The following is a 2269-nucleotide window of genomic DNA, read 5'->3' as shown; positions in this document are numbered from 1 at the left end:
AAAGCAGAAAAATGGTATCTTTTAGCAGAACAAGAAAATCCACAAAATGCAGGGATTTTAAATGCTCTTGCAATCATTTACCAAGACCAAGGTAATTTAGACAAAGCGGAAGAGTATATTAGAAAAGCACTTGCCATTAGCATTAAGCTTTTGGGTGAATATCATCCCAGGGTGGCAAGTTATTGCAATAACCTGGGAGGAATCTACCAAGATCGAGGCAATTTAGACCAAGCAGCCGAATATAGCATGAAAGCGCTTGCCATTGACCTTAATTTTTTTGGTGAATATCATCCCAGAGTGGTAACCCATTACAACAGTCTAGGGCAAATCTACCACGAGCAAGGCAATTTAGACAAAGCGGTAGAGTATAGCAGCAAAGCACTCTCTATTGCCCTTAAGCTTTTTGGTGAATATCATCCCAGTGTGCCAAAACTTTTTAATAGCCTGGGAGGAATCTACAAAAACCAAGGCCATTTAGACCAGGTGGAGGAATATAGCAACAAAGCGCTTGCCATTGATCTTCAGCTTTTTGGTGAATATCATCCTAATGTGACAAGAGATTATATTAACCTGGGAGGAATCTACGAAGAACAATGCAATTTAGGGAAAGCGGCAGAGTATGTTAGAAAAGCGCTTGTCATTGACCTTAAGCTTTTTGGTGAAGATCATCCCAGGGTGGCAATCATTTACAACAACCTAGGAGGAATTTACAAAGAACAAGGTAATTTAGGCAAGGCGGAAGAGTATAGCACTAAAGCACTTGCCATAAGCCTTAAGCTTTCTGATGAAGATCATCCCAAGGTGGCAATCATTTACAACAACCTAGGGCAAATCTACCAAAACCAAGGCCATTTAGATAAGGCGGCAAAGTATATTAACAAAGCGCTTGCCATTGACCTTAAGCTTTTTGGTGAATATCATCCCACAGTGGCAATTCGTTACAACAACCTAGGACAAATCTATCAGAGCCAAGGCCATTTAGGTAAGGCGGAAGAGTATAGCACTAAAGCGCTTGCCATTGACCTTAAGCTTTTTGGTGAAGATCATCTCACAGTAGCAAGAGATTACAACAACCTAGGAGCAATTTACCACGAGCAAGGCCATTTAGATAAGGCGGAAGAGTATAGCACTAAAGCGCTTGCCATTGACCTTAAGCTTTTTGGTAAATATCATCTCACAGTAGCAAGAGATTACAACAACCTAGGAGCAATCTACAAAGATCAAGGCCATTTAGATAAGGCGGCAAAGTATATTAACAAAGCGCTTGCCATTGACCTTAAGCTTTTTGGTGAAGATCATCCCAGTGTGGCAATCGATTACAACAACCTAGGAGGAATTTACAAAGAACAAGGTAATTTAGGCAAGGCGGAAGAGTATAGCACTAAAGCGCTTGCCATTGACCTTAAGCTTTTTGGTGAATATCATCTCACAGTAGCAAGAGATTACAACAACCTAGGAGCAATCTACAAAGATCAAGGCCATTTAGATAAGGCGGCAAAGTATATTAACAAAGCGCTTGCCATTAACCTTAAGCTTTTTGGTGAATATCATCTCACTGTGGCAAACATTTACAACAATCTAGGAAAAATCTACAAAAAGCAAAGTTATTTAGACAAAGCGGCAGAGTATATTAACAAAGTGCTTGCCATCAATCTTAAGCTTTTTGGTGAATATCATCTCACTGTGGCAAACATTTACAACAATCTAGGAAAAATCTACAAAAAGCAAGGTAATTTAGAAAAGGCGGTAGAGTATAGCACTAAAGCGCTTGCTATTGACTTTAAGCTTTTTGGCGAATATCATCCCAGGGTAGCAAGAGATTACAACAACCTAGGAGCAATCTATCAAGATCAAGGCCATTTAGATAAGGCGGAAGAGTATAGCACTAAAGCGCTTGCCATTGACCTTAAGCTTTTTGGTGAAGATCATCCCTGTGTGGCAATCATTTACAACAACCTAGGAGCAATTTACCACGAGCAAGGCAATTTAGGCAAGGCTGTAGAGTATAGCAACAAAGCGCTTGCTATTGATCTTAGACGTTTTGGTGAATACCATTGCGTAGTGGCAACTTGTTACAACAACCTGGGAATGGTCTACAAAAAGCAAGGTAATTTAGAAAAGGCGGTAGAGTATAGCACTAAAGCGCTTGCCATTGACCTTAAGCTTTTTGGTGAAGATCATCCCGATGTGGCAATTCGTTACAACAACCTAGGACAAATCTATCAGAGACAAGGCCATTTAGGTAAGGCGGAAGAGTATAGCACTAAAG

Annotated in this window: 1 protein-coding gene; it reads left to right on the top strand. The window is 40.3% G+C overall.

Annotation, left to right across the window (positions count from 1 at the left end):
• A partial coding sequence (locus DB41_RS02350; protein ID WP_052243806.1) for a tetratricopeptide repeat protein occupies positions 1-2269 on the top strand: 2269 nt, incomplete at both ends.

The organism is Neochlamydia sp. TUME1 (assembly GCF_000813645.1).
Classification (GTDB): domain Bacteria; phylum Chlamydiota; class Chlamydiia; order Chlamydiales; family Parachlamydiaceae; genus Neochlamydia.
The sequence above is the reverse complement of the archived record's forward strand: the minus strand, read 5'-3'. Positions and strand labels throughout refer to the sequence as shown.